Source organism: Nonomuraea insulae, assembly GCF_042656245.1.
In genome coordinates, this window is record NZ_JBHSPA010000011.1 from 219,035 (window position 1) to 239,896 (window position 20,862).

Below are 20,862 nucleotides of genomic sequence, written 5' to 3' on the forward strand. Positions count from 1 at the left end.
TGTTGGGAGAGGACGTCGATGGAAGAGCCCCTGGTGGCACTGCTCGGTTACGGCGAGGTCGGCCACGTTCTGGCCGACGGTCTCGGGAGCCGCGTGCGGTTGCGCGTCTACGACCCCGCCTACCCTCCATCGTCCTCCGGGCTGGTCGGCGGGCTGGTCGGCGGGAATGCCGAGGCCGTACGCGGGGCCGACGTCGTGATCGCCGTGACCACCGGGGCCGACAGCCTCACCGCGGCCTCCGACTCCCTCCCGCACCTGTCACCGGGCACCCTCTACGCCGACCTGTCCACCAGCGCGCCCGGTGACAAACGCCGCATCGCCGAACTGCTCGAGCCCGTCGGGGCGTCGGTCGTGGACGGGGCGATCATGGCGCCCATCCCGTTGCGCGGCCTCGGGACCCCCGTCCTGGCCAGCGGCCCGCACGCCGGCCGCTTCGCCTCCTTCGCCGGCCCGCACGGCATGTCCGTGACGCCCATCGGCGGCTCGCCCGGCGACGCGGCGGCGCGGAAGTTGTTGCGGAGTGTGCTGGTGAAGGGGTTGAGCGCGCTCGTCATCGAGTCGCAGCGGGCGGCGGAGGCGGCCGGGCTGGGGGAGTGGTTCTGGGGGCATCTGCTGGAGACCGTGGAGGGGGCCGACGAGGAGTTCGTGGTGCGGCTGCTGAAGGGGGCGGGGGAGCACAGCACGCGGCGGGTGCACGAGATGGAGGCCGCCACGCGCATGCTGGAGGCACTCGGGGTGCCCAGCACGATGACCGAGGCCACGACCGCCACCCTCGACCGCGTCACCCGCACCGGCGTCCCGCCCGTCCCGGACGGCTCCAGAGCGGGTGGCGCGCCCGGGCGGGAGGGCGGAGGGACATGAGTGCGGGGGCGCGTCAGCCGGGGGTGGCCTCCAGGGCCTTGGCGACGCTGCGCAGGTGCTGCTGCATGGCCGTCTGCGCCGCCTCGGGGTCGCGGGCCACGATGGCGGCCACGATCAACTCGTGCTGCGGCAGCGACACCGCCGCCCGTCCCGGCTGGCGGGCCAGCCGGAACTTGTGCCGCACCACCTGCGCCCCCAGCCGTTCGATGATCGCCGCCGACGTGCGGTGCCCGGCGACCTCGCGGATCTTGGCGTGCAGGGCGGCGTTCAGCTCCGAATACCGGTCGGTGTCGTTGCCGCTCACGGCCGCCCGCATCTCGGCGACGATCTCGCGCAGCACCGCGGCCTGCTCGGACGTGACCCGCTCGGCGGCCTTGGCGGCGGACAGGCCCTCCAGCACCATCCGCACCTCCGTGATCTCCACGGCCTCCGCCTTCGAGATCACCCGGACCCGCGCCCCCTTGTTCCGCAGGATCTCGACGAGCCCCTCCCCGGCGAGCTCCTTGAAGGTCTCGCGCACGGCGGCCCGCGCGGCCCCGAACTGCTCGCACACGTCCGCCTCGACGAGCCGCTGGTTGGGCACGAAGTCCCCGTCGAGTATGGCCGACCTGAGCCGGTCGGTCAGCGTCTCCTCACGTGGGGACCCTGGGGTCACGCGATCCTCCCGGCGCCGTACGGACATGTCTGCGCTGACAATATTATGGACAATTCCCGGAGCGGAGGCATGATGGCCCGCTCCGCGATCGTGAGGTCGCTGCCCGACGCGCTGCGCCAGGACTTCACCGGGGTGCTCGTCGCCACCGTCGTCCTCGTGCTGGTCGTGGGCGTGCGGGACACCACGTTCCTGCAGTTCGGGCAGCTCTCCCAGGTGCTCAACCAGGCGGCCGTGGTCGGGGTGCTCGCGTGCGCGATGGCGTACCTGCTGGCCATGCGGGAGCTGGATCTGTCCGTCGGGTCGGTGCTGGGGTTGTCCGCCCTGTGCGGGGCGCTGCTCATCCGCGTCGGCCTGCACCCCTGGGCGGCCGCCGTGCTCTGCGTCGCCGCGGGGGCGCTGCTCGGGCTGGTGAACGGGGTGCTGGTCGACCTGCTTCGGCTGCCCTCGATCGTGGCCACGCTGGCCACCCTGTCCACCTACCGCGGGCTCACGCACCGGCTGAGCGAGGGCAGGCAGGTCCTCGGCGCGCCGCTGAGCGATCCGTTCTCCAAGTTCTTCGGCTGGAAGCTGGCCGGGCTCGGCGTCAACTTCTGGGCCCTGGCCATCGTCGTGACCGTCCTCGTGCTGACCCTGCGCAACACCCCGTTCGGGTACCGGATCCGCTCGATCGGCAGCAACCCGGAGGCGGCGCGCTTCAGCGGCATCCCGATCCGGCGCGTGCGGCTGCAGGTGTTCGTGCTGGCGGGCGTCATGGGCGGGGTCGCGGGGGCGCTCACGCTCGGCTACTTCGGGGTCGCCGACCCCAACGCGGGCTCCGGGTACGAGCTGCAGGCCATCGCCGCCGCGGTCATCGGCGGCACCCCGCTGTACGGCGGCCGGGCCAGCGTCACGGGGGCGGCGCTCGGCGCCGTGCTCCTGGAGGTCGTCAGGACCGCACTCGCCTACTTCCGCATCGACATCAACTGGAACGACTTCACGACGGGGGCCGTGATCCTGCTGGCCGTCGGGCTCGCCAGCCTGCTGCGCAGGCGTACCGACGTCCGGCCTCCCCTCTGAAAACCCCTTCCACGGAACGGAGCCCCCCATGACCAGCCGCTCCCGGCACACGGCCGCCGCCCTCGCCCTCCTCACACTCGCCGTCGCCTGCAGCACCGGTGACGGCGCCCCCGCCGCCGCACCCTCAGGGCCGCCCGCGAGCGGGCGCGCGGCCAAGGACGTCCACGTGGCCTTCGTCGGCGCGGCGGCCAACCTCAACTTCTCCCAGGAGATGATGGAGGGCGCCAAGTACGCCGGCCAGGAGCTGGGCGCGGACGTGCAGGTCGTCGCGCCGCCCGGTCCCGACGGGCAGGCGGAGGTGGGGCTGTTCCAGCAGGTGGTCGCCACGGCCAAGGACGGTGTCAGCGTCATGACGCTCAACCCCGAGCTGTTCACCCGCCCGGCCGCCGACGCGATCGCCAAGGGCGTGCCCGTCGTGGCGGCCGACGTGCCGCTCGCCAAGGACTCCGGCGTGACCACCCTGGTGAGCAACGACAACCCGGCCGCGGGCGCGATGCTGGCCGACGCCGTGCTCACCCGGCTGCCCGCCGGGAAGAAGGGCACGATCGTGCTCGGCGTGCCCACCCCCGGCCTCCCGGTGCTCGAAGCACGGCTGAAGGGCATGAAGGAGCGGCTCCTGGCCAAGAACCCCGGCCTGGAGGTGCTGGGGCCCTTCGACTCCAAGCAGGCGCCGGACGACAACTACAAGGCGTGGAGCGGGCTCGTACGGGCGCACTCCGGGGCGCTGGCGTTCCTGGACGCCGGGGATCCCGCGGCGTTCAACCTGCCCAAGATCAAGCAGGAGACGAGCGCCTCCTGGCTCTGTGCCGCCTTCGACCTCAACGACGCCGGGCTCGCCGCCATCAAGAGCGGCCAGTCCGTCGGCGTGGCGGACCCGCAACACTGGCTCAAGGGGTACGTCGCCACCCGCCTGCTCATCGAACGCGCCCTCGGCAAGCGGGAGATCCCCAAGGGCTTCTGGGACAGCGGGGCCGCCATGGTCACCGAGGACAACGTGGATGAGGTCATCGCCCGCCAGAAGGGGCCCGAGGCCAGGGCGGCCTGGTACAAGAAGCTGATCGACGAGCAGTTCGCAGACGTCCAGGGCCGGATGAAGCCCCTGTCCTGAGCGGAGGATCGATGACGGTGGTGCTGGCGGGCCGTGGCCTGGCGAAGTCGTACGGCGGGGTGCGGGCGCTGGCCGGCGTGGACGTCGCCTTTCGCGAGGGGGCGGTGCACGCCCTGCTGGGAGAGAACGGCGCAGGCAAGTCCACGCTGGTGAAGATCCTGGCGGGCGCGGTGCCGCCCGACCGCGGCGACCTGCTGCTCGGCGGGCGGGCGGTGCGCTTCGGCAGTACGGCCGAGGCGGTCATGCAGCGGGTCACCGTCGTCTCCCAGGAGCTGAACCTGTTCCCCGACCTGGACGTGCTGGCCAACGTCTTCGCCCACCGGCTGCCGCGCAGGGGGCCCGTCGTGGACCGGGCCGCCATGCGCTCGCGCGCGGAGCCGGTGCTGGCGGAGCTGGGACTGCGGGTGTCCCCCGACACGCTCGTCGCGGCCCTGCCGCTGGGGGAGCGGCAGCTCGTGGAGATCGCGCGGGCGCTGGTGGAGCAGCCACGGGTGCTCATCCTGGACGAGCCCACCTCGGCGCTGCAGCCGGCGGAGGTGGAGCGGCTGCACGAGATCATCGGGCGGTTGCGGGAGCGCGGGACCGCCGTGGTGTACGTGTCGCACGTGCTGGAGGACGTGCTGGCCCGCTGCGACGAGGTGACGGTGCTGCGGGACGGGGCCGTGGTCATGAGCGGCGCCGACGCGGCCGGCCTCGACCTGTCTTCGCTGGTGACGGCCATGCTCGGCGACCGCGCCCCGGCGTCCGTGCCCGGCGGCGTGGCCGCGTCTCCGCCTCTCGGCGGGGGTGGGCTGCGGCTGGTCTCCGTCGAGGTGCCGGGGCGGTTGCGTGAGGTCAGTCTGGAGGCGGCCCCCGGTGAGATCCTCGGGGTCGCCGGGCTGGTCGGGTCGGGGCACACCGATCTCCTGCGCGTCGTCGCGGGCGCGCTCACCCCCTCCTCCGGCCGGATCGAGCTGCCCGGCGGCCTCCGCCCCGCCCCGGGCGTCCGCGCGGCCGTGAAGGCAGGCGTCGGGCTCATCTCCGGCGACCGCCGCGGCGTCGGGATCACCGCGGACAAACCCGTCTGGGAGAACATCGTCCAGGTGGACGCCGTCGGCCTGACCAGGCACGGCGCCTGGCTGACGGCGACCAGGCTGCGCGAGTTCGCGCGCGGGCTGGCCGAACGGGTCGGCGTGCGGATGTCGTCCCTGGATCAGGCCGTGGACCAGCTCTCCGGCGGCAACCAGCAGAAGGTGGTGTTCGCCAAGTGGCTGGCCGCGCGCCCGTCCGTGCTGCTGATGGACGACCCGACCAGGGGCATCGACATCGGGGCCAAGGCCGAGATCTACGCCCTCATGCGGGAGCTGGCCGAGGCGGGCGCCGTACAGCTCCTGGCCTCCAGCGACCCCAAGGAGCTGGCCGGGATCTGCCACCGCGTGATCGTGATCAGGAAGGGCCGGATCACGGCCGTGCTGGACGGTACGGACCTCACGCCGCACGCCGTGCTGGAGGCCGTGAACGACGACGACCGGGCGCTTTGATCATTTGCCCCAGATATGTCGGTGGCCTCCGGTAAGTTCCCGGATCATTGACCAGCCGGTCGCGAGGCCGCGGGCATCTCCGCCCGCGCCCGCGAACCGGCAGGGGCGGGAGGTTCTGAGGTCGTGGACGCGGACAGAGCCGCGTGGGAGCAGCGCAGCGTGGTGCGGGTGGTGCCACCCGTCGAGCCGCGCAAGCTGGCGAAGGTGCCCTTCGTCGAGCTGGCCGACGGCCGGCTGCAAGGAGTCGTGTCGAGCGGATCCGACATCGAGCGGGTCTACGTCTCGTCGATCACCGCCGGCACGCACGCGCTGAGTTGCAGCACCAACAACAACCGGCCGTGCGGCGCGCTGCACGGCTACGCGTGCAAGCACATACGCATGCTCGCCGACGAGGCCGTCGTGCAGTACGGACTGGACCGGGTGGCCCGCTACCTGCGGGTCGAGGTGCCCCAGGGCGAAAGCCTGATGAGTCACATCGACGGGCACGTCGAGCGCACACCGGCGGCCGTCGTGTTCAGCCGGTTCCTGCGCCACCTCGCCTACCTGGAGGTGGCCGACAGCACCGAGCCGCTGGCCGAGCTGCACTGGTTCCCGGCGACGGGGGCGGCACGATGACGCCGGGGATTCGGCTGGGGAGCCGCCTCGGTGCAGCGGGCGCGCTGGCGCTGCGGGCGTGCCCAGTCGGAGCGACGGTAAGGCGGTGGGCTGATGCTCGACGTACAGCTGAGTGAGCTGGCCGGGGATGCTCCGGCCGGTGTGGGTGAGGCGCTTGACCTGATCGCGGGGTTCGACGACGCGCTCAGCCAGGGGTTCGCGCGGATCGGTGAGGAGCCGGCCGCGGCGCTGGCCGCCGTGGCGGGCGCGCTGGCGGGCAGTCCCGTCGGTGACCGGGTGAGCGAGGCCGTGGAGAAGGTGACGGCGGGGTCGGTCGGCGACGAGCATCTGGCGGCGCTGGCGGGGGCCAGGGCCGCGCTGTTCGGCGCGGTGCACGACGCCCTGCTCGGCCGGCTCGACACGGCTCTCGGCCGCACGCGTGCCGCCTGGGAGCCCGCGGAGAGCACGAGCGAGGTGGCGGGCAACCTGCTCGACGGTTGCCGGGTGTGGTTGCGCGAGCTGGCCATCGTCGGCTGGCACGGCGTGGACCACGACCTGGTGTCCGCCGCCGACCAGACGATCGAGGCGCTGCTGGCCGTGCCCGAGCTGCGCGGCCTGGCGGTGCTGCTCGACGGGCTGGCGACGGAGCTGCGGGCGTCGTGCCCGATCGCCACGATGGAACACCTGCCCGCCCGCAGGTGGGCCGACCTGTGGACGCGTGCCCTCCTGCTGGCCCAGCACGGGCCCTGGCACGGCGGCGCGGAGCCGGTGTCGGGGCGGCTGCTGATCCTGGGCGCCGACGTGCATGAGCACGCCACCGTCGTACGCGTGCAGGTCCACGCCGTCCTGGAACCCGCGGGAGGCGCGCCCGCCCGGCTCGTACGCACGAGCGTGGCCGCCGCCAAGGTGGACACCATCGTCGGCCCGACCCTGTGGCGGCTGCTCGGCGCACACCCCGTGCTGCTGGCCGCGCTGGCCGAGCACCGGAGTGTGGAGATCACGGATCTGCCGCTGCTGCCCGGCGGTGACCTGGTGTGGCACGACGACAGGGCCCAGGCGGGCGACGAGGCCGACCCGTTCGCCGTCGCGCGGATCCAGCTCGCAGCGGCGACGGCGCCGGCGGTGACGCCGCTCGACCGGCACCCGGTGCGCATCGCCGAGCCCGTCCTCGTCGAGGGCTACAAGACCGACGGCCGGACGATCGACCTGGGAGGCAACACCCTGGAGATCGACCTCGACCGGCTGCCGTCCTGCGGGCCGCTCACCCCGGCCCTGGTCAAGGCATCGACGTCCTGCGTCGGGCTGGTGCGGTGGGACGGCGGGCGCTGGTGGCTGCAGCCGCTGGCCGTGCAGGCGACGGTCAAGAAGAGTCCCGTCGCCGCGCACAACGGCGACTGGGCGACGGGGCCCACCGATCCCAAGGTGGTCAAGGCCGAGGCCAAGTCCGGCGACGTGGTCGCCGTGCTGCGCGAGCGGGCGGGACGGCTGCTGCGGAAATGACCGAGACAACGCAAACCCCGCAGAGCGGTGCGCAGCCTGAGTCGAGCGGCGACCAGATTCGGCAGAGCGCCGATGAGTCCCGGCGGCAGGTGCTCTACTGGCGGCTGCTGTCGCGGCTGTTCGGGCCCGACGAGCAGCCCGCGCTGGAGAACTCCAGCGTCGGCATCGTGGGCGACCTCGGCCTGCCGCCCGCGCTGCTCGACCCCGGCGTGTCCGTGGACAACCTGGTGCAGCGCTTCCCCGAGCTGGCGGCCGAGTTCCAGGACCTGATGTCCGACAAGGAGCACGAGGCGGGCGACGAGGTGCGCCGGGCGGCGCTCGTCTCCAAGCTGCTGCTCAACGTGTTCTCCACCGGCACGGGCAACGTCACCGCGGCCCAGCTGGAGAGCTGGAAGCAGGACGCGGGCTGGTTCGAGCGCGGCATGGGCTGCGCCCCGGGCGGGCTGCGCCACAGCCCCGACGGCGAGGAGCTGGCCAAGGTGCTCGGGGGCCTGGAGGGCGACCTCGTCAAGCGCATGCGCCTGCGCGAGGTGCTCGCCGACCCGGCCCTGGCCAAGCAGCTCACGCCGAGCATGTCGCTGATCGAGCAGCTCCTGCGCGACAAGTCGAACCTCTCGGGCGTCGCGCTGGCCAACGCCAAGGCGCTGATCCGCAGATATGTGGACGAGGTCGCCGAGGTGCTGCGTACCCAGGTGGAGAAGACCAGCGTGGGCGTCATCGACCGGTCGGTGCCGCCGAAGCGGGTCTTCCGCAACCTCGACATCGAGCGCACGATCTGGAAGAACCTCACCAACTGGAGCCCCGAGGACCAGCGGCTCTACGTGGACCGGCTCTACTACAAGCAGACGGCCCACCGCACCACCCCCGCCCGCCTGATCGTGGTCGTCGACCAGTCGGGCTCGATGGTGGACTCCATGGTCAACTGCACCATCCTGGCCTCGATCTTCGCCGGGCTGCCGAAGGTGGACGTGCACCTGATCGCCTACGACACCCGGGCCATCGACCTGACGCCGTGGATTCACGACCCGTTCGAGGTGCTGCTGCGCACGAATCTGGGCGGCGGCAACGACGGGCCGGTCGCGATGGCCATGGCCCGCCCGAAGATCAGCGATCCGCGTAACACCGTGATGGTGTGGATCTCCGACTTCTACGAGTTCGACCGCTCCCAGCCGTTGTACGACGGCATCGAGGCCGTCTACCGCTCGGGTGTCAAGTTCATCCCCGTCGGCTCGGTCAACAGCTCGGGAGTCCAGAGCGTCGAGCCGTGGTTCCGCAAGAAATTCAAGGACCTGGGCACCCCGGTGATCTCGGGCCGCATCCACAAGCTCGTGTTCGAGCTCAAGAACTTCCTCACCTAGGAGACCGCAAAGATGAGTGACGATGTGCTGCGCGCCCCCGCAGAGGTGAAGTACGCGGAGGAGCTCGACTACCTGGAGTCGATCGACAAGGACCCCAAGCCCTTCTCGTGGCGGCTCAGCCCCCGCATGATCCGGCTGTTCGTCCTCGGCTCCGAGCGCGCCGACGGGATCGACAGGGAGATCGCGCAGAAGTGGTTCGGCGACCGCAGCTTCGTCGAGCGCAGCATCGTGACCCTGGCGTCCGACCGGGGCCTGCTGCTGCTCGGCGACCCGGGCACCGGCAAGAGCTGGCTGGCCGAGCTGCTCGCCGCGGCCATCTGCCGCAACTCCACGCTCGTGGTCCAGGGCACCGCCGGGACCACCGAAGACCACATCAAATACTCCTGGAACGTGTCCATGGTCATCGCCAAGGGCCAGTCCCGCCAGTCGATGATCCCCTCGCCGATCATGACGGCGATGGAGGGCGGCGTGATCGGCCGCTTCGAGGAGCTGACCCGCTCGACCAGCGATGTCCAGGACGCGCTCATCTCGATCCTGTCGGAGAAGTACGTCTCCATCCCCGAGCTCGACGACGACAACATCGTCTTCGCCCAGCCCGGCTTCTCCATCATCGCCACCGCCAACAGCCGCGACCGGGGCGTCAACGACCTGTCGTCCGCGCTCAAGCGCCGTTTCAACTTCGTCCGCATCCCGGTCGTGACGAACAAGAAGAGCGAGGCGGAGATCGTCCGCTTCCGTACCGAAGAGTTGTTGCGCAGGCACCAGATCGAGCTGGACCTGCCGCCGACGCTGCTGGACATCCTGCTGCAGAGCTTCGCGGACCTGCGCACGGCGGCGGCCTCGGCCACCAGCGACGACGAGAAGCTGGAGTCGGCGCTGTCCACGGCCGAGCAGATCGGCGTGCTGGAGGACGCCATCCTGCACAGCCACTTCTTCGGCGACCGGGTGCTGCGCGCGCAGACGCTGGCCGGGTCGCTGGTCGGCTCGCTGGCCCGGCGCACTCCCGAGGACCTGGCGATACTCAACAAGTACTGGCACGGCGTCGTCGAGCCCCGCAGCAAGAAGGACGGCGGGGAGTGGCCTGAGTTCCTCGAAGGCGGCCGCGAGGCCATCTCCACGCTCTCATGACCGGCCCGCAGAGTCCCTTCGGCTCGCTCCGCGGGCAGCTCCTCGACGCCGCCGAGACGTTCGCCGGCAGTCCTGTCGCCGTGTCCGGCATCCTGTCGGGCCTGGTGGACGACGTGGACCGGGCGCTGCGCGAGGAGCTGGAGATCTTCCCGGTCTGCCACCACTCGCCCGCCTCGGCGCTGGCGATGGTGCGCAGGCTGCGCGAGAAGCAGCCGAAGGTCATCTACCTGGAGTTGTGCGAGGACCTGGAACCCCTGCTGAGCGAGCTGCGCAACTGCCGGCTGCCGGTGGCGGTGCAGGCGTTCGCGACCGACCTCGACGGGTTCCCGAAGACGTGGGCGCCGCTCAGCGTGGTGGCGCCCATCACGGAGGCGTCGGCGGAATACCAGGCCATCGCCTACGCCCTCGAAACCCCCGGCGTCGAGCTGGTGCTGGTGGACCGCTCGTCCGACCACGTCTTCCAGTGGGCGCCCAAGGAGGAGCCGCAGCCCCCTTCCAAGGAGAAGGAAGCCGGTCTCCACGGTGACGCGGTCGGCGTCGAGATCGGCGACCTGCGGCCCCGCTTCGCCGAGCTGGAGGAGCACCTGCTGCACCACGGCAAGGTGCGCCACTGGTCGGAGTGGTGGGACCAGTACGTCGAGCAGCCGCTGTCCGGCGCGGACTACGACACCTACCGCCAGGTCATGGTGCTGATCGGCAGCCTGTTCCGCCGCCTCGGCCCCGACGGCGACCGGCTGGCCGTGGACGAGGACCGCGAGCGGTACATGTGGACGCGGATGCGCGAGCACCTGGCCACCTCCGGCGCCGACCCCGCCGACTGCCTGTACGTGTGCGGCGCCTTCCACGCCGCCAGCCGCGTCGAGCAGTTCGGCCTGAGGTCCACGGCCACCTGGGAGATCAGCCCGCGCACGGAGACGAAGTGGCTGTACGGGCTCATCCCGTCCAGCCACTCGGCCATCGAGGCGCAGTTCGGGCTGGCCTCCGGCTCGGTGTCGATCGCGGCGGCCACCTGGGCCAAGGCGCTCACCCGCAGCCGGCTGACCCCGTTCCAGCTCGCCGGCCAGAAGGGCGCCCGCAAGCGCCCGGCCAAGCCGCCCGCCCCCGCGTCCGCGCTCAGGGGCGAGGTGGCCGACAAGCTGACCGGGTTCCTGTCCAGCCCGCCCGCGCTGGACGCCCTCGACGAGGCCGAGCTGGTCGGCTGGTCGGTGGACATCGTCCGGCTGGCCCGCCGCAACGGCTACCTGGCCAGCACCGCCGACGCGATCGCGGTCTACGAGACCTCGATCCTGCTGGCGGGCATGCGCAACCGGGCCAGGCCCACCCCGTACGACTTCCAGGACGCGGCCGTCACGTGCATCGAGAAGGACATCGTGCCGGGACGGCGCGACGTGCGGCGGTTGTGCGAGATCCTGCTCGGCGGCGACCGCCTCGGGGAGGTCGGCTACGACGCCATGCCGCCGCTGGCCAGGAACGTCTACGACCGGCTCGCGCCGCTCGGGCTCGACCTGGAGAAACGTACGATCCAGCGGGCGCTGCTCGACCTCAACGCCGAGCCCGGCCTGGTGCCCTGCTCCGACCTGCTGTGGATGCTGCGCTACCTGCTGCCCTCCGACGCGGTACGCCCCATCATGGGCGAGCGCAGGCTGGGGGAGCGCTCGATCCAGGAGAGCTGGGACCTGTCGTTCGGCAAGCACCAGCGCTCGATCATCGAGCTCGGCTACGAAGGCGTCACCATCGAGCAGGTGCTGGAGCAGCGGCTGCGGCGCTCGGTCTGGGACCCCAAGGCCACGGCGGCCATCGCGCTGGCGGCGGTCGAGGACGCGGTGTTGTTCCTGGACAGCCGGCGCTTCGCCGACGAGCTCGGGGCGCGGGCGGTGGAGCTGCTCGCCGCCGAGCGCACCGTGGACGACGCGCCTGAGGTGCTGCGCAGGATCCGGCGGCTGCTGGCGTACTACCGGGCGAACGAGCCCGAGCTGCCCGCCTGGTGCGAGGCGTTCGTGATCGCCGGGTACGCGCACTACTGCACGATGTTGCCGACCGCCTTCGTGGACGACGAGACCGGTGTGCGGCAGGTGGCCGCCATGCTGGGTTTCCTGTTCACGATGGAGAGCCTGGCGCTGGCGCTCGGGTGCGACCGGGCCCAGCTCGAACTCGCGGTGCGGCAGTCGCATCCGGAGGCTCCCGCCAAGGTGGCGCTGCTCTGGGCGGCCCGCCACCAGCTCGGGTTGTTGCCGCTGGCCTCGTTGCGGACGCGGTGCGACGAGCTGCTGGCGAACCCGCTGGTCGTTCCGTCGGTTCCGCAGTACATCACCGGGTTCGTCCAGGCCATGGAGCTTGCTCCCGGGCTGTCGGGGTTCGTGGTGGAGGTGATCTCGAAGGCGTTCGGGCGGCTTCCCGACAACGTGTTGTTGCCGTGGTTGCCCAAGCTGATCGTCACGTTGCGGGACGGGGCCGGGGAGCTGGTGCCGGTGCTCGTACGCGAGGCGGGGCGTACGTTCCCCGGCTCGTTGACGGCCGTGGACGCCTGGGTGCCGCCGTGGACCGCCCGGCCCAAGCCCGCTCCCGCCGCGTCCGCTCCGATGGCGTCGGGGCCGGTGGCCGAGCTGCTCAGGGGGAATCCGGCCGCGTGCGACGCGGTGGCGGGGCTCCTCGGGTGCTCAGGGGAGTGGAGCACGCCGTCCGCCGCCGCCGGTGGCGGGTCGCGCGAGGTCGGCGCGTTGCTGGCCGCACACCCGGAGCCGGCGCTGGCGGTGGCGGGGCTGCTGACCTGACCTCCGCCGGTCAGAGGCGCGCCCTGAAGGTTCGGGCACGCCTCTGACCGGCGTGAGCGTGCCAGTACGTCATGACAGAACCTGGGCCCTCACAGCCCCTTGAGTCAGCCGAACACCCGCCTGAGCGCCGGGATCCGGCGCAGGGCGAGCCAGTCCACCAGCAGGACCACCGCCATCGTCACGCCCGCCAGCGGGAACAGCAGCCCCAGCGCCGCCATGATCCCCATCACCCCGTACGCCGTGCGCCGGTCCGTGGCTCGGGCGGGGGCGCCGGCGCGGCCCCTGGGGCGGCGCTTCCACCACATCCAGGTGCCGGTGACCACCAGCGTGACGATGGTCAGGCAGGCGCCCAGCATCACGAGCAGGTTGGCGGTGCCGTACCGGCGGCCCTCGTGCAGCGCGACGCCCTGCTCGACGGCCTTGGCGAGCACGCCGTACTCCGCCCAGCCGTACGAGACCAGCACCCGCCCGCTGTACTGGTCCACGTGCAACGTCTGCGCGTCCGACGGGTCGCGGCGCGGCTCGGCCACGATCGTGTAGACGCCCTGAGGACCGTCGGGCAGCAGCACCTTGAGGTCGCATTCGCCGGGCAGGCACGATCTGATCGCGGGCCAGGCGGCGGCCAGGGCGTTCTCGACGGGCAGGGCGCCGGGCTGCAGCACACCGTGGGAGGCGCCGTGCTCCGCGTGGCCGTCCTGCGAGGGCGGCACGGGCAGTCGTTCCGCCGCCCACGGGACCTTGGCGTCCGGGTTGGCGGACAGGTCGCCGGACAGGGGCGTGGAGGTGTGCGGGAAGTCGTCGGCGCTGGGGGTGGTCGAGCCGGTACGGTCCTGGATCCGCTGCAGCCCGTCGCCCCACACGCCCGACCACGGCAGGCCGGAGATGACCAGGAACACCACCACCGCGCCTCCGCCGACCCCGGTCAGGGTGTGCAGCCGCCGCAACCGTCCCCTGGCAGAACGGGCCGCCTTCCTGTTCCGCCCGCGGCTGCTCCACCACAGGTACGTGCCGGTCGCGACCAGGATCAGCGCCCAGCAGGCGGCGATCTCCACGACGCGATCGCCGATCGTGCCGGCCATGAGTTCGCCGTGGATCGTACGCACGACGCGCATGAACGTGGCGCCGTCGTCGATCTGGCCGACCACGGCCGCCGTGCCCGGGTTCACGTACACGGAGATGCCCTGCGCCCAGGGGCCGGAGTCGGCGCCCTGGAGGATGACCCGGGTGGTGCGGTCGGAGGAGGTGGGCGGAATGACGGACATGACGGGCGCGCCCGGGCGGGCCTGCTGAGCGGCGGCGATCTGCTCCGACAGGGGCAGCGCCGTGGTGACGGGCTGGCTGAGCGTGCGGACGTCCTGGTAACGCCACTGCTCGAAGGGCTCCTTGAACAGGTAGATGGAGCCGGTGACGGCTAGGACGAGCAGGACGGGGGCGACGAAGAGGCCGGCGTAGAAGTGCCAGCGCCATACGACCCGGTAACGCTGGGACGAGGAAGGTGCCGCAGGGGTGACGACGACCGGGGCTTCCGGCCGCGTTTCGACAGAGGTCATGGGGGGCTCCGTTCCGGAAGCGCGCACGCACGACGGGGCGCGCTGAATGCGGGCAGGGGAGGGCGCGTGGCATGCGGGGGAATGCGCGCATGTCACGAATCACGCGAGGCAGGAGAGATCGGTCCCCAGCGGCCGGGACATCGGTCCCTAGCGGCCGGGACATCGGTCTCCAGCAGCCGGTACGACGGTCTTAAGGGGCCGGTACGACGGTCCTGAGGGGCCGTGCCGATCCTTAGCGCGGAGGTCCCCTGCGGCACAGAGCCCAGGCCAGCACCTGGGAGGTGAGGATGCCCGCCCCGGCCGTCCCCATCGGGCGCAGCGGCGCCGGGGGTGGCGTGGAGGGGGTGGCCGGCGGCGGCCACAGCAGGCCGCGCAGTGAGCAGGCCAGCAGGAGCAGCAGTGTGGCGAGCACGGTCTCGCCGCGATCCAGCCACCACGCCGACAACGTCGCCACCAGCACGTGGGCCAGGAACATCCCGGCCCCGGCGGACAACCCGCCCTGATGGTGCCCGGCGATGAGGTGGTGCGGGGCGTGCGGGAGGTCGGTGGAGAAGAGCTGGTGCATCCCGTACTGGGCGGCAAAGGCGGCGGCGAGGAGCGTGCCCGTGGAGCGCCGGCGGCGGGCCAGGACGAACGCGCCCGCACCCGTCACGGCGGTGGCCGCGGCCACAGTACCCAGGCCGGCGGCCGGGCCGCCGGCCAGGACGTGCATGGCCAATGCGGTGAGCACGCACACGACCGCGAACACAGCCGCCCGCAGCCCGCGCAGGCCGGGCCGGCCGGCCTGCGCGGTGTCCCTGCTGCCGGCGCCGCGTCCTTCCTGGTCGGGGTTCACGCGCGATCACCGCTCACACGGACAGATACGGGCGGCCTGCGGCCCGGGTTCACCGGATCGTGACAGAAGCTCGGATCAGCGGCTCACGTCATGCTGAGCAGGCCGCCGCTGTAGACGATGTGCGGCGGGTCGCCTCCGAACAGGCGGCTGACGGTGACGAAGGTGTAGCCGCGCCTGGACAGGGTCTTCAGCACGCGCGGGATCGCCCGGACCGTCGAGGGGTGGATGTCGTGGAACAGGATGATGCTGCCTGGGCGTACGGACTTCAGCGTCTTGCGGGCCACTCTGTCGCTGTCGCGGTGCAGCCAGTCCAGGGTGTCCACGCTCCACAACACCATCGGCCGCGCGGTCCGCAGGCGTACGGCGGCGTTGAGCGCGCCGTACGGCGGGCGGACGAGCTTCGGCCTGACTCCGGTGGCCGCCTTGACCGCCTGATCGGTACGCGCGAGCTGGGACCGCACCCCGGCGGCCGACAACTTCGTCAGGTTCGGGTGCGACCAGGTGTGGTTGCCGATCTCGTGCCCCGCCGCGTACGCCCTGCGCACGACGCCCGGGTACGCCCCCACGTTCTGCCCCACCACGAAGAACGTGGCCCGCGCCCGGTAGACCGCCAGGTGGTGCAGCAGCGCGTCCGTGTACGGTCCCGGCCCGTCGTCGAACGTCAGGGCCACGCACTTGGCGCGGTGACAGTCGACCGGCTTGGCGGTGGCCGAGTCGATCGCGGTGAGCAGCGGTTCGAGCGTGGCCGCCCGGCCCCACATGCCTCGCACGGCCCGCGACGCCGTGAACCACCGCTCCGATAACGCGCCAGACTCCGATAACGCGCCAGGCGTCGTGGCGGCCTGTGCCCGCCCCACTGCCCGCCTCGGTGCCGGTGCCGGTGCCGGTGCCGTGGCCGGTGCCGCGGCTGTGGTTGTGGCCGGTGCCGTGGCTGTGGTTGTGGTTGTGGCTGTTGTGGCGACGGCGGCCCCCGTGCCGCACGCCGCCGTGACCAGGACGGTTGCGGCGATCGTTCTCGCCGTCCCCCGACGCGCGCCGGCCCGGGCAGGCCGGCGCGACGTAGCGCCGATGTCCATGGATCCCCCTTGCGCACCGCCCCCGGTGCGGCTCCCCTGAGCGACGACCCCGGCAGGCCGCCGGGACCGTTCCACCACGTTGGACGACCGTGGTTCGCCCCTGGTTCGCAGGAGACCGCTTTCCGGATGAAACCGGGTCAGGCGTGGCCGACCTCGCGCAGCCCCGCGAGGGCGGCCTCGGCGAAGGCCGCGATGACCTCGCCACCCTGCACCGGCGGCCACACCGCCGAGGTGGACCAGGTCAGCCGGGGTTCGTCGATCGGCCGCCAGACCAGCCCGGCCGGGAGCTCGTCATAGGGCTCCTCGTTCAGGTGCGCACCGAGGCCCGACATGACCAGGCCGTGGACGAAGTGCGGGTTGCGGGCGTGCCGGATCGCGCTGGGCAGGTAGCCGTTGTCCCGGCAGGCTTCCAGCATGTGGTCGTAGAGCTGGGGCGCCATCTCGCGGGGAAAGATCACCAGAGGCGAGCCGTCGAGCGTGCGCAGGCGTACCTCGTCGTGCTGGGCGGCCCGGTGGCCGGTCGGGAGCACCACGCCCAGCCGCCGATGCACGACCTCGCTCGACTCCAGCCCGACCGTGTCGGACGGGTGCCTGACCAGGCCCGCGTCCAGCTCCTCCGCCCGCAGCTTGGCGAGCTGGCTGGCGGTGGTCAGCTCGTGCAGTTCCAGCAGCACGTCGGGGACCCGCTCGGTGAACCCGGTCACCAGCGTGCGCAGCGCTTTCGGCGTGGTGTCCGGCGGCACCCCGGCGCGCAGCACCCCCGACGCGCCGGGACGGATGCGGCGCATGGCCTCGCGGGCGGCGTCGGCACGTTCCAGGACGCCACGGGCGTGCTCCAGCAGCAGCGCTCCCGCCTCGGTCAGCGCGACGCGGTGCGGGTTGCGGTCGAACAGCCGCACCCCCAGCTCCCGCTCCAGGTCGCGAATGCGCTGGGACAGCGGCGGCTGCGCCATGTGCAGCCGCTCCGCCGCCCGGCCGAAGTGCAATTCCTCGGCTACGGCGACGAAGTATCGCAGGTGGCGTAGCTCCATCGGCCTCACCATATCGCTCTGGTATGGCCAAGGGTCCACATTGATGTTGGCCACCGGCCGGTCACACCTGGTTATATCCCGGCAAGCCCGATGACCTGCGAAGGGACGCTTGTGACTGTGCTGCTGGATCGTGACGGACCCGTTGCGGTGATCACTCTGAACCGTCCGGAGAAGCTCAACGCCTGGACCGCCAACATGCGGGAGCGGCTGATCGACCTGCTGCGCGAGGCCGGCGACGACCCCGAGGTGGGCGCGGTCGTCCTGACCGGGGCGGGGCGTGCGTTCTGCGCGGGCCAGGACCTGAAGGAGACGGCCACGATCGACCCCGACGACCACGCGGCCTCCGACGCCTGGATCGACGGTTTCGACCGCCTCTACCGGGCGGTGCTCGACCTGGACAAGCCGGTCGTGGCCGCGGTGAACGGGGTGGCGGCCGGGTCCGGCTTCCAGTACGCGCTCCTGGCCGACCTGCGCATCGGCCACGCCGGCGTGCGGATGGGCCAGCCCGAGGTGTTGTCCGGCATCCCGAGCATCACCGGCATCTGGGCCATGTGGAACATCCTCGGCCGCGCCAGGACGACCGAGTTCACGCTGACCGGGCGGCTGGTGTACGGCGCGGAGGCGGAGCGGCTCGGCCTGCTGACCAGGCTCGTCGGCGAGCGCGAGGTGCTCACGGCCGCGATCGCGCAGGCCAAGGAGCTGGCCGGGCTGCCCTCCGGCGCGGTGGCGCTGACCAAGGGGCGGCTGCGGGAGCTGGAGCGGGAGGCGCTGGCCGACTCGGTGGAGGCGGCCAAGAAGGTGCACGCCACCGCCTACGCCTCCGGCGAGCCCCAGCGCGAGATGGCCCGGTTCCTGCAGGGACGGGCTCGATGACCGGCTGGAGTGTGCCCGACCGCTACAACATGGCCGTGGACGTGGCCGACCGCCACCCGCGCGAGAACGTGGCGCTGATCTTCGAGGACCACACGGGGGTCCACGAGGAGATCCGCTGGGGCGAGGTGCAGGACCGCTCCCGCCAGGTGGCCGCCTGCCTGCACGGCCTCGGCGTACGGCACGGCGACCGCGTCGCGGTCATGTTGCCGCAGCGCACCGACACGCCCGCGACCTACCTCGGCGTCCTGCGCACCGGGGCCGTGCTGGTGACCATGTCGCTGCTCTGGGCCGACGACCAGATCTCCTACCGGCTGGCGGACTCGGGCGCGACCGTGCTGGTCACGGAGGCGGGCGCGGTGCACAGGGCGGCCGGGTACGACGGCATGGTCCTGGACGTGGACGACCCCGTGATCGGGCGACTGCCGGCCGAGTTCGAGGACGCCGACACCGCGGCCGACGACCCGGCGCTGATCTTCTACACCTCCGGTACGACCGGCCCCGCCAAGGGCATCGTGCACGCGCACCGCACGCTGCTCGGCCACAACGAGTTCGAGGCCTGCCACGGCCTGCGCCCCGGCGACGTCTTCTACGGCGCGGGGGAGTGGGCCTGGTCGATGGCCAAGCTCATGGGGCCGCTGCGGGCCGGCGCCACGCACCTCGTCTACCGTCCCGCCGCCGGCTTCGACCCCGAGGGGCTGCTGGCCAGCATGGCGCGGAACGGGGTGACGACCGGGCTGGTCAACCCCACGTTCCTGCGCAAGATGCGCGAGCAGGTGCCGGAGGCGGGCACCAAGCATCCGCAGCGCCTGCGTACGGTCTGCTGCGCCAACGAGCCGCTCACCGCCGACCTGATCCGCTGGTTCCGCGACCAGTTCGGGGTCACGCTGCTCGACTACTACGGCTCGACGGAGTCGTACCCGCTGATCGGGAACTTCCCGGACCAGCCGGTCAAGGAGGGCTCCATGGGGCGCCCGCTGCCCGGCTGGGACGTCGCGCTGCTCGACGAGCAGGAGCGGCCGGTGCCCGCGGGCGAGGTCGGCGAGATCTGCCTGCGCACGCGGAGCAACCCGCAGTTCCCGCTCGGCTACTGGAAGCGCCCCGAGGCCACCCAGGAGGTGTTCGGCGGGGAGTGGTTCCACACCAAGGACCACGCGCGCGTGGACGAGGACGGCTACTACTGGTTCCTCGGCCGCGTGGACGACGTGATCAAGACCTCCGGCTACCGCGTCGGGCCCGACGAGATCGAGGACGCGCTGCGGGCCCACCCGGCCGTCGCCGACGTGGGGGTGGCCGGAGTGCCGGACCCCGTACGCGGCCAGGCCGTCAAGGCGTGGGTCCTGCTCTCGCCCGGCTACCGGCCGGGGGAGGAGCTGGCACGGGAGATCCGCGAGTTCGCGAAGACCACGCATTCGCGCTTCGCCTACCCACGGGAGATCGAGTTCGTCGACGAGCTGCCCCGATCGGCGACCGGCAAGATCCAGCGGGCTCAGCTCCGCAACCGGAACACCACGTAAGGAGCGAGCATGACCCCCCAGGATTCCGCGGCCGTGCGGCGCAAGGTCACCATGGCCTCAGCGATCGGCAACTTCGTCGAGTGGTTCGACTCGGCGGCGTACGCGGTGATGTCCGCGACCATCGCCGCCCTGTTCTTCCCCGACTACGACAAGACGGCCGCGCTGCTCGCCACGTGGGCGATCTTCGCCGGCGGGTTCATCGCCCGGCCGCTCGGCGCGGCCTTCTTCGGCCGCTACGGCGACCGTCTCGGCCGCAACAGGATGCTGGCCCTGACCATCCTCACGATGAGCGGGGCCACGTTCCTCATCGGGATCCTGCCGACCTACGCCACGGTGGGCGTGGCCGCGCCGGTCCTGCTGTTCCTGCTGCGCGCCGTCCAGGGCTTCTCGACCGGCGGCGAGTACACGGGGGCGTCGGCGTTCATCGTCGAGTACGCGCCGGAGGGCCGCCGGGCCCGCTTCGCCGCCGCCGTGCCGGTGACCGTGGGCCTGGCCAGCGTGATGGGCTCGGGCGTCGGCTTCCTGATCACCTCCACGGTGACCACCGAGGCGTTGCAGAGCTGGGGGTGGCGCATCCCGTTCCTGCTGGCCGCGCCGCTCGGGGCGATCGGGCTGTACCTGCGCTCCAAGGTCGAGGACACGCCCGTGTTCCGGTCGCTGGAGAAGAACGACGCGGTGGAGCCCGCGCCGCTGCGTGAGGCCGTGCGGCGTTGCGGCAGGCAGATCGCGACGTTGTTCGGGTACAGCATCACCAACGCGGTCGGGTACTACCTGATGAGCAGCTACATGATCGCGTACATGTCGGAGGAGCTGGGCTACACCAAGAGCCAGGCGCAGCTCACGAACGTCGTGTCGATGCTCGCGTACAGCATCGCGTGCGTGTTCGCGGCGCAGGCCAGCGACCGGTTCGGGCGGCGGCCGATGTTGATCACCGCCTGCGCGGGGTTCGTGCTGCTGCCGCTGCCGGCGTTCTGGCTGATGGACTCCAGCCTGGCCGGGGCGATGGTGGGCATGTCGTTGCTGGCGATGCTGGTGTCGGTGATCGGGACGTCGAACGTGCCCGCGCTGGTGGAGATGTTCCCGGCGAAGGTGCGGTCGAGCGGCTCGGCCATCGGGTACACGGCCGCGTACGTGCTGTTCGGCGGCACCGCGCCGTTCGCGGCGACCGGCCTGGTGTCGGCGACGGACAGTGCGATCGCGCCGGCGTTCTACATGGTGGTGCTGGCGGCGGTGTCGCTGATCGTGGTGCTGACCTCGTTCAAGGAGACGCGCGGCCTGCGCCTGGACCGCGGCGTCGAGCCCGTCGCCGAACACGCCTAGCACCCCCTTCCGAACGCCATCACCCGTCCTCCCAAAGGGGCAGGCCCCGAAGCACCACCGGCCCCCAGCCCGACCCACCGCCCGTCCCCCCATAAGGGCCCAAGCCCCGACG

General features: G+C 72.0%; 18 protein-coding genes. 13 read left to right on the forward strand and 5 right to left on the reverse strand.

The features are described 5' to 3' along the window. The first annotated feature begins 18 nt into the window (after nucleotides 1-18). Nucleotides 19-861 (forward strand): NAD(P)-dependent oxidoreductase, encoded by an 843-nt coding sequence (locus ACFPZ3_RS08435; RefSeq protein ID WP_379513402.1) that lies wholly within the window; start codon nucleotides 19-21, stop codon nucleotides 859-861. A 13-nt stretch (nucleotides 862-874) separates the two neighbouring features. On the opposite strand, the gene ACFPZ3_RS08440 is transcribed toward ACFPZ3_RS08435, so the two are convergent. After that, nucleotides 875-1,516 (reverse strand): GntR family transcriptional regulator, encoded by a 642-nt coding sequence (locus tag ACFPZ3_RS08440; RefSeq protein WP_379513403.1) that lies wholly within the window; start codon nucleotides 1,514-1,516, stop codon nucleotides 875-877. 69 nt (nucleotides 1,517-1,585) lie between these two features. On the opposite strand from ACFPZ3_RS08440, the gene ACFPZ3_RS08445 reads away from it, so the two are divergent. The 8 genes from ACFPZ3_RS08445 (at nucleotide 1,586) to ACFPZ3_RS08480 (ending at nucleotide 12,551) form a co-directional block, all read left to right on the forward strand. Then, nucleotides 1,586-2,572 carry an ABC transporter permease gene (locus ACFPZ3_RS08445; protein ID WP_379513404.1) on the forward strand — a complete coding sequence of 329 codons (987 nt, stop codon included), beginning with the start codon at nucleotides 1,586-1,588 and terminating at the stop codon, nucleotides 2,570-2,572. Nucleotides 2,573-2,600: 28 nt separating this feature from the next. After that, entirely contained in the window at nucleotides 2,601-3,680 is a 1,080-nt protein-coding gene (locus tag ACFPZ3_RS08450; protein WP_379513405.1) for a sugar ABC transporter substrate-binding protein, read from the forward strand. Nucleotides 3,681-3,691: 11 nt separating this feature from the next. Continuing rightward, nucleotides 3,692-5,200 carry a sugar ABC transporter ATP-binding protein gene (locus ACFPZ3_RS08455; protein ID WP_379513406.1) on the forward strand — a complete coding sequence of 503 codons (1,509 nt, stop codon included), beginning with the start codon at nucleotides 3,692-3,694 and terminating at the stop codon, nucleotides 5,198-5,200. Nucleotides 5,201-5,323: 123 nt separating this feature from the next. Beyond that, the gene (locus tag ACFPZ3_RS08460) at nucleotides 5,324-5,815 is read left to right on the forward strand and encodes a hypothetical protein (protein ID WP_379513407.1); all 492 of its coding nucleotides are present in this window, start codon (nucleotides 5,324-5,326) and stop codon (nucleotides 5,813-5,815) included. Nucleotides 5,816-5,908: 93 nt separating this feature from the next. Continuing rightward, nucleotides 5,909-7,294, forward strand: coding sequence for a hypothetical protein (locus ACFPZ3_RS08465; RefSeq protein WP_379513408.1), 1,386 nt, complete (start codon nucleotides 5,909-5,911; stop codon nucleotides 7,292-7,294). Then, entirely contained in the window at nucleotides 7,291-8,652 is a 1,362-nt protein-coding gene (locus ACFPZ3_RS08470; protein WP_379513409.1) for a vWA domain-containing protein, read from the forward strand. The genes ACFPZ3_RS08465 and ACFPZ3_RS08470 overlap by 4 nt, the downstream gene beginning before the upstream one ends. A gap of 12 nt (nucleotides 8,653-8,664) precedes the next feature. Further along, nucleotides 8,665-9,780 (forward strand): ATP-binding protein, encoded by a 1,116-nt coding sequence (locus ACFPZ3_RS08475; protein ID WP_379513410.1) that lies wholly within the window; start codon nucleotides 8,665-8,667, stop codon nucleotides 9,778-9,780. Continuing rightward, a complete protein-coding gene (locus ACFPZ3_RS08480; protein ID WP_379513411.1) occupies nucleotides 9,777-12,551 on the forward strand; it encodes a DUF5682 family protein in 2,775 nt (924 codons plus the stop codon). The genes ACFPZ3_RS08475 and ACFPZ3_RS08480 overlap by 4 nt, the downstream gene beginning before the upstream one ends. A gap of 104 nt (nucleotides 12,552-12,655) precedes the next feature. Here ACFPZ3_RS08480 and ACFPZ3_RS08485 read toward each other — a convergent pair whose 3' ends face one another. The 3 genes from ACFPZ3_RS08485 to ACFPZ3_RS08495 all read right to left on the reverse strand — a co-directional run bounded on the left by ACFPZ3_RS08485 (nucleotide 12,656) and on the right by ACFPZ3_RS08495 (nucleotide 15,697). Further along, complete coding sequence (locus tag ACFPZ3_RS08485) at nucleotides 12,656-14,101, reverse strand: PepSY-associated TM helix domain-containing protein (RefSeq protein ID WP_379513412.1); 1,446 nt, start codon at nucleotides 14,099-14,101, stop codon at nucleotides 12,656-12,658. A gap of 232 nt (nucleotides 14,102-14,333) precedes the next feature. Further along, nucleotides 14,334-14,936: a hypothetical protein gene (locus ACFPZ3_RS08490; protein WP_379513413.1), complete on the reverse strand. Its 603-nt coding sequence runs from the start codon at nucleotides 14,934-14,936 to the stop codon at nucleotides 14,334-14,336. A gap of 83 nt (nucleotides 14,937-15,019) precedes the next feature. Beyond that, a complete protein-coding gene (locus tag ACFPZ3_RS08495) occupies nucleotides 15,020-15,697 on the reverse strand; it encodes a polysaccharide deacetylase family protein (protein ID WP_379513414.1) in 678 nt (225 codons plus the stop codon). 83 nt (nucleotides 15,698-15,780) lie between these two features. On the opposite strand from ACFPZ3_RS08495, the gene ACFPZ3_RS08500 reads away from it, so the two are divergent. Then, nucleotides 15,781-15,927 (forward strand): hypothetical protein, encoded by a 147-nt coding sequence (locus ACFPZ3_RS08500; protein WP_379513415.1) that lies wholly within the window; start codon nucleotides 15,781-15,783, stop codon nucleotides 15,925-15,927. Between the two features lie 222 nt (nucleotides 15,928-16,149). Here ACFPZ3_RS08500 and ACFPZ3_RS08505 read toward each other — a convergent pair whose 3' ends face one another. Next, nucleotides 16,150-17,043, reverse strand: coding sequence for a LysR substrate-binding domain-containing protein (locus ACFPZ3_RS08505; protein WP_379513416.1), 894 nt, complete (start codon nucleotides 17,041-17,043; stop codon nucleotides 16,150-16,152). Between the two features lie 147 nt (nucleotides 17,044-17,190). On the opposite strand from ACFPZ3_RS08505, the gene ACFPZ3_RS08510 reads away from it, so the two are divergent. From ACFPZ3_RS08510 to ACFPZ3_RS08520, 3 genes are read left to right on the forward strand one after another with little or no spacing between them, the layout of a single operon-like run. Beyond that, nucleotides 17,191-17,916: an enoyl-CoA hydratase/isomerase family protein gene (locus tag ACFPZ3_RS08510; protein WP_379513417.1), complete on the forward strand. Its 726-nt coding sequence runs from the start codon at nucleotides 17,191-17,193 to the stop codon at nucleotides 17,914-17,916. Further along, the gene (locus ACFPZ3_RS08515; RefSeq protein ID WP_379513418.1) at nucleotides 17,913-19,430 is read left to right on the forward strand and encodes an acyl-CoA synthetase; all 1,518 of its coding nucleotides are present in this window, start codon (nucleotides 17,913-17,915) and stop codon (nucleotides 19,428-19,430) included. Before ACFPZ3_RS08510 ends, ACFPZ3_RS08515 begins: the two co-directional genes overlap by 4 nt. Before the next feature lie 9 nt (nucleotides 19,431-19,439). Next, nucleotides 19,440-20,750: an MFS transporter gene (locus ACFPZ3_RS08520; RefSeq protein WP_379513419.1), complete on the forward strand. Its 1,311-nt coding sequence runs from the start codon at nucleotides 19,440-19,442 to the stop codon at nucleotides 20,748-20,750. Nucleotides 20,751-20,862 lie beyond the last annotated feature (112 nt).